This window comes from Dietzia sp. B44, assembly GCF_014145245.1.
In the GTDB taxonomy this organism is placed as follows: Bacteria; Actinomycetota; Actinomycetes; order Mycobacteriales; family Mycobacteriaceae; genus Dietzia; species Dietzia natronolimnaea.
Map to the genome: position 1 here is coordinate 1 of NZ_JAALEF010000125.1, position 6,739 is coordinate 6,739.

Sequence of the window (6,739 nt, forward strand, 5' to 3'; positions counted from 1 at the left end):
AGGCGCCACCACGTGGATCCACGCGGTGGCGCCTGACGTCTCTCGTGGGTTCCGGCGGTGCCGCCTCCGTGCGGCGATCCGGTGCGCCCGGCTACGCGGCGAGCCGGCTCCCCTGGTGCCGGATCGCGGCCTCGGTGGAGACCAGGACGGTGCCGTCGACGACCCTGGCCGGGAACACGGACAGTCCGTACGACTCGTCGTCGACCCCGCGCCCGTCCTCCAAGGCGTAGGCCTGCTTGCCGATGGGGGAGATGGCCACGGGGACCCCCCCGCGGTCGCCGACGAGACCACGGCTCATCACGGCGGCCCGGGCGATCGGGTCGATGTTGCACAGGGCGTGGACACTGCCGTCGTCCAGGAGGTAGACGGCGATCTGTCGGCCGTCGGGCAGCAGGGCGGCGACGCCCCGCCCCGGGATGAGCCGCTCGAGGGGGCAGACCTCGATCTCGGTGGGGGACAGGAGTGCGGTCATGACGGTGTCCTTTCGGGGGTTCGGGTTGGGTCAGACTCGTGCGGGCATCGCGGGGGAGCCGAGGAGGACCGGGACCTTGCGGCCGTCCTTCTCCTCGAACTCGACGGTGGGGTCCGGGGACTCGGGCGCGTTGACGAAGGACACGAACCGGGCGAGCTTGTCGGGGTCGTCCAGAACCGCGGACCACTCGTCCACGTAGCCCGCGACGTGGGCCTCCATCCGACCCTCCAGCTCGGCGGCCAGGTCGAGGGAGTCGTCGCACACCACCTCGCGCAGGTGGTCGATGCCGCCGTCCAGCGATTCGAGCCAGGGCGCCATCCGCTGGAGCCGCTCGGCCGTCCGGACGTAGAACATCACCGTGCGGTCGATGTAGCGGATCAGCTCCTCGTCGGTCAGGTCACCGACGAGCAGTTGCGCGTGCCTGGGCGTCGCGCCCCCGTTGCCGCCGACGTACAGGTTCCAGCCGGTCTCGGTGGCGATCACGCCGACGTCCTTGCCGCGGGCCTCCGCGCATTCGCGCGCACACCCCGAGACCGCCATCTTGATCTTGTGGGGCGCGCGCAGTCCGCGGTAGCGGTTCTCCATCAGCACCGCCATCCCGACCGAGTCCTGCTGTCCGTAGCGGCACCACGAGGTGCCCACACAGCTCTTGACCGTGCGCAGCGACTTGCCGTAGGCGTGCCCCGACTCCATGCCGGCGTCCACGAGCCGCTTCCAGATCACCGGCAGTTCCTCGACGCGCGCACCGAACATGTCGATGCGCTGACCGCCGGTCACCTTGACGTACAGGTCGTGATCACGCGCGATCTCACCGATCACGATGAGTTGCTCCGCGGACACCTCGCCGCCCGGCATCCGGGGCACCACCGAATAGGTGCCGTTCTTCTGGATGTTGGCGAGGAAGTGGTCGTTGGTGTCCTGCAGTGCGGCCTGTTCCCCGTCGAGGACGTGGTCGGAACTGGTGGAGGCCAGGATGGACGCGACGGTGGGCTTGCAGATGTCGCAGCCGGACCCGTGGCCGAAGCGCTCGATCAGACCGGAGAAGGTCCGGATCCCGGTGACCGTGACGATCTCGAAGAGCTCCGACCGGGACTGCTCGAAGTGCTCACACAGCGCCGTCGACTGCTCGACCCCCTCCGCTTCGAGGACCTGCTTGAGCAGGGGGATACACGAGCCGCACGAGGTGCCGGCCCGGGTGCACGACTTGAGGTCGGCCACGTCGCAGGCGCCGCCGCAGATGGCCTCGCGGACGTCGCCCTTGGTGACGGCGTTGCACGAGCAGATCTGCGCCTCGTCGGGGAGCGCCTCCACCCCGACCCCGGGATCGTTACCGGTGGAGCGGGAGATGAGCGAGATCGGGTCGGGGGACGGCAGCGTGCGGCCGACGAGTGGCTTGAGCAGCGAGTACGGCCCGGAATCGCCGACGAACACCCCACCCAGGAGGGTCTGGGCGTCGTCGCTCATGACCAGCTTGGAGTAGGTCCCCGCGACGGGATCGTTGACCACCACCTCGAGGCAACCGGGCGTGACGCCGTGCGCGTCGCCGAAACTCGCCATGTCCACCCCGAGGAGCTTGAGTTTGGTGGACAGGTCGGCCCCGGTGAACTCCCCCTCGCCGCTGAGGATCGTGGCCGCGGCCACCTCGGCGGAGGTGTACCCGGGACCGACGAGCCCGTAGCAGGTGCCGTCGATGGCAGCGCACTCGCCGATCGCGTAGATGTTCGGGTCCGAGGTCCGGCACGCGAGGTCGGTGAGGATGCCGCCCCGCTCGGCGGTGTCCAGACCGGAGAGCCGCGCGAGTTCGTCCCTCGGGCGGACGCCCGCCGAGAACACCACGAAGGCGGCGTCGACGACCGTGGTGACCCCCTCGTCGTCGGTGAGTCGGACGGTCAGCCCGTCGGGCGTCTCGGCGATCTCCGTGCCGGTCACCGAGAGGTGGATCTCGATCCCCAGTTCACGGATCAGAGACGCCAGGACATGGCCGCCACCGGCGTCCACCTGCAGTGGCATGAGCCGGTCGTTGCGTTCGACCACGTGCGGCGTGAGCCCGAGCAGGCTCACGGCGTTGGCCGCCTCGAGGCCGAGCAACCCACCGCCGATCACGACGCCGTGGGAGCCCGACCCGGCGCGTTCGGCGGCCGCGCGGATCCCGTCGAGATCGTCGAGGGTGCGGTAGACGTGACATCCCGGGAGGTCATGGCCGGGCACCGGTGGGACGAACGCCCGCGAGCCGGTCGCCAGGACCAGCGTGTCGTAGGCGATCCGCTCGCCCGACGAGAGTTCGACCTCCCCGGCCTCGCGGTCGATCGCGGTGACCAGGTGACCCGATCGCACGGTCACCCGCGGATCGGCGCCGTGCCGGGCGTCCTCGAGGTGGAGCGACTCGCGGTCCCACGCCCCGACGTAGGAGGAGAGGCCGACGCGGTCGTACGCCGGGTCCGTCTCCTCGCCGATCACCGTGACGGTGAGATCGGCGGTGGCCCACCGGGACGCGAGGGTGGAGACGAACCGGTGGGCGACCATTCCGTGTCCGACGACGACGATGTGCTCGGTCATGTGGAGACCTCCTTCTAGCCTGTGCCGACCAGGCTAGAAAGCGCGTGTTTCCGCGCAGTGGCGGCGGATCACGGTGCCGTGACGACTTGCTCACAGGTGGAGGAGCGTCGGGTGAGGCCCACGGTGTCGAGCGGTGGGAGGGCTCTCAGTCGAGTGGCACGAGGTTGGCCGGAGACGCCGACACCTCTCCGACCCGGTCGAGGTTCTGGCGCAGGGTCTCCCACTCGCCGGCCGGGATCTCCTTGGTCAGCCTCCGCAGCACGGCGGCGTCCGGGGTGGCCCAGGCGACGGGCATGGGGGAGATGAACTGGTAGAGGTTGTCACCTCCGCGGGCGCTGCGGTTGCCCACCACGGCGACGCAGGGGACCCGCGTGCCCACGCGGACGTCGTGGCCCGGGATCTTCTCACAGCTGCGGACGGCCAGAGCGGGGAGCGAGCCCGCGGACCGGTCGACGGCGCGGTCGACCAGGGCCAGCAGGGTGAGCCCACGCGGTCGCACCTCGGCGACGATCGCCGGGACGAGTTCGGAGGTGGCGTAGGTGTGCGCCATGGATCCCATCTTCCGGGGGATGTACCCGATCATGGCCAGGCACCCGATCGCGAAGACGCCGGCCAGCGCGGCGATGATCCAGCCCCACGGTTCGAGGCCCGAGTAGAGCAGCATCCCGGTCCCGGCGGCGAGGACGACGACCCCGAGGATCCCGGCGGACCACTGCAGACGACGCACCTCGGCCAGGCTCTCGTTGTTCTTCCGGACCCAGGCGTCGTCCACGGGGAAGTCGGCGAGGCGGTACTGCTCGTGAGGGGCGCGGGAGGTGCGATCGGAGGCCATGGACCCAGTATCCCAGGCGCCACGGCGAGGGTGGGACGCCCAGGGCGGGCCGTGTGCTCAGCCGATCCCGGGCAGCTCCGGGCCGAGCAGGTCGTCGGCGTCGGTGATCCGGTAGGCGTAGCCCTGCTCGGCGAGGAACCGCTGGCGGTGGGCGGCGTACTCCGCGTCGAGGGTGTCCCGGGAGACCACGGAGTAGAAGTGCGCCTGTCCGCCGTCCTTCTTGGGGCGCAGGAGTCGCCCGAGCCGCTGGGCCTCCTCCTGCCGGGAGCCGAAGGTCCCGGAGACCTGCACGGCGACGCTCGCCTCCGGTAGGTCGATCGAGAAGTTGGCGACCTTGGACACCACCAGGGTGGAGATCTCCCCGGCGCGGAAGGCGTTGAAGAGCTTCTCCCGCTCCTTGTTGGAGGTGGAACCCTGGATCACCGGGGCGTCCAGCTCGACCCCCAGTTCCTCCAGCTGGTCCAGATAGGCGCCGATCACCAGCGTCGGGGCACCGGAGTGCCTGGCCAGGATCTGCTTCACCACCGCGATCTTGGTGCGGGCGGTCGAGCACAACTTGTACTTGTCCTCGGCCTCGGCGGTGGCGTACATCATCCGCTCGTTCTCGGTCAGCGTCACGCGGACCTCCACGCAGTCGGCCGGGGCGATCCACCCCTGCGCCTCGATGTCCTTCCAGGGGGCGTCGTAGCGCTTGGGGCCGATGAGGGAGAACACGTCACCCTCCCGGCCGTCCTCACGGACCAGCGTGGCGGTGAGCCCGAGACGGCGACGCGACTGCAGGTCCGCGGTCATCCGGAAGACCGGTGCCGGGAGCAGGTGCACCTCGTCGTAGATCATCAGTCCCCAGTCCCGGGAGTCGAAGAGCTCCAGCGCCCGGTGCACGCCCTTGGTCTTGCGGGTGACGACCTGATACGTGGCGATGGTGACCGGGCGGATCTCCTTGCGTTCGCCCGAGTACTCGCCGATCTCGTCCTCCGTGAGCGTGGTCCGGGCGAGCAGTTCGCGCTTCCACTGCCGACCGGCGACGGTGTTGGTCACGAGGATGAGCGTGGTGGCCTTGGCGCGGGCCATCGCCGCCGCGCCGACCATGGTCTTGCCGGCCCCGCAGGGCAGGACGACGACGCCGGAGCCGCCCGCCCAGAAGGAGTCCGCGGCCATCTGTTGGTAGTCGCGGAGCTCCCAGGGCTCGGACTCGGTGGACAGGGAGATCTCATGCGCCTCGCCGTCGACGTACCCGGCCAGGTCCTCGGCCGGCCACCCCACCTTCAGCAACTCCTGCTTGAGCCGACCGCGCTCGGACGCGTGGACGATCACGGTGTCGGCGTCGATCTCCGCCCCGAGCATCGGGGCGATCTTCTTGTGTCGCCTGACCTCGGCGAGCACTGCGGCGTCGAGAGAGATGAGGGTGAGACCGTGGACCGGGCTCTTGACCAGTTGAAGCCGGCCGTAGCGGGCCATGGTGTCCGCGATGTCGACCAGGAGCGGCTGTGGGACGGGGAAGCGCGAGTAGGTGACGAGCACGTCGACGACCTGCTCGGCGTCGTGACCGGCGGCCCGCGCGTTCCACAGGGCGAGCGGCGTGATCCGGTAGGTGTGGACGTGTTCGGGGGCGCGCTCGAGTTCGGCGAACGGGGCCAGGGCCTGCCGGGCGTCGCCTGCCTGGTCGTGGTCGATCTCCAGCAGCACGGTCTTGTCCGACTGGACGATCAGCGGTCCACCACTCACTTCGGTTCTCCTCGGTCCTCGCGGGCCCGCGTGGGTCCGACCCTCCAGTGTCCCGGAAATCGCGACGGAGGGTCGGGCCGGCGGGTGGGGTCAGCGGGTGGGGTCCACATCGGCCACCGAGATCACGCGGTGCAACGGCAGGGTCACGGCCTCGGCGGAATCGGGTTCCACCCCTTCGATCCGGCCCCCCGCGACGGAGACGGGGATGACGAGTCGCGACGTCGAGCGGCCCTGCGCGTCGACCACGGAGACCGTGACCGCGGTGCCCGACCCCGCGGCCTCGTGCAGGCGGGCGATGGCGGCCTGACCCGTGTACCCGTCACCCGAGGAACCGCGCGCCGACCGCACGCGGTCGGCCGAGCGCATCGCCGTGATCGCCGCACGGAGCTCGCCGGTGGTGGCGGTACGCGTCGGGACCCGGGGGGTGCGGCCGGGGGAGGTGGCCCGGACCCGGGCCACCGGGCGGGTGAGTGCGACGACGGCGCCGGAGGTGTCCTCGACGACGGGCGCGTACCCGTGCTCCCGGAGGGCCTCGACGAGATCCAACGGACGGGCCTGGGAGATGAGGACGGTCGGGGCGACGGACCGCAGGGCGCAACTCTCCGCCACCGGGGAGCCCAGGACCTGGGCCACAAGCGACGGGTCGTCACAGCGGAGGAACGACATCGCGGCCCCCGCCCGGAGTCGGCCGTGCCTCCGTGCGACGTCCTCGATGAGGTAGTCCAGGGACTGCGGGACCGGGGTGATCGAGGTCCGGGCGAGCAGATCCCTGATCCCGGCGGCGGTACGTCCCGAGTCCAGCGCCCGGCGCAGGGAGGTCTCGGTCACGCGGTAGGTGGTTGCGGCACCCGCGGACTCGACGTCGGCGAGCAACGCGAAGTCCGCCGCGAGCTCCGGGACGAGCGGCCCGGGGGCGAGGATGGTGAGGTCGGCCTGGACGATCACCTCGGAGACGGGTTCGGGGAGCGCCGCCCTCAGGACCGGCTCGAGCTCGTCGGCCGAGGGGGGACCGGCGGCGGGGGGGACGGAGACCAGGATCCTGGCCGCGCTGGTGGCGGTGGTCCCCACCACGAGGCCCAGCCGACGCGCCTCGCCGACGGTCTGGGTGCAGGTCCGTGACCCGGCCCGCGCGAACCACACCGGCGAGAACCACC

5 protein-coding genes are annotated in these 6,739 nt (G+C 70.9%); all 5 read right to left on the bottom strand.

Features of this window, described 5'->3' with window-relative positions:
- Positions 1–91 precede the first annotated feature (91 nt).
- Positions 92–472, bottom strand: a complete 381-nt coding sequence (gene nirD / locus G6017_RS05000; protein WP_182609571.1) for a nitrite reductase small subunit NirD — start codon at positions 470–472, stop codon at positions 92–94.
- A gap of 30 nt (positions 473–502) precedes the next feature.
- Positions 503–3,028, bottom strand: coding sequence for a nitrite reductase large subunit NirB (gene nirB, locus G6017_RS05005; protein ID WP_182616220.1), 2,526 nt, complete (start codon positions 3,026–3,028; stop codon positions 503–505).
- A 145-nt stretch (positions 3,029–3,173) separates the two neighbouring features.
- Positions 3,174–3,860: a DUF3239 domain-containing protein gene (locus G6017_RS05010; protein ID WP_179524653.1), complete on the bottom strand. Its 687-nt coding sequence runs from the start codon at positions 3,858–3,860 to the stop codon at positions 3,174–3,176.
- A gap of 57 nt (positions 3,861–3,917) precedes the next feature.
- Positions 3,918–5,585, bottom strand: a complete 1,668-nt coding sequence (locus G6017_RS05015; RefSeq protein ID WP_179524654.1) for a DNA repair helicase XPB — start codon at positions 5,583–5,585, stop codon at positions 3,918–3,920.
- 90 nt (positions 5,586–5,675) lie between these two features.
- Positions 5,676–6,739 (bottom strand): helicase-associated domain-containing protein (locus tag G6017_RS05020; RefSeq protein ID WP_182616222.1); only part of this gene is annotated, 1,064 nt, incomplete at its 5' end.

Bases quoted from the DNA above. Each gene is read 5' to 3' on its own strand.
- nirD (WP_182609571.1), bottom strand. From the start codon at position 472: ATGACCGCACTCCTGTCCCCCACCGAGATCGAGGTCTGCCCCCTCGAG.
- nirB (WP_182616220.1), bottom strand. From the start codon at position 3,028: ATGACCGAGCACATCGTCGTCGTCGGACACGGAATGGTCGCCCACCGG.
- G6017_RS05010 (WP_179524653.1), bottom strand. From the start codon at position 3,860: ATGGCCTCCGATCGCACCTCCCGCGCCCCTCACGAGCAGTACCGCCTC.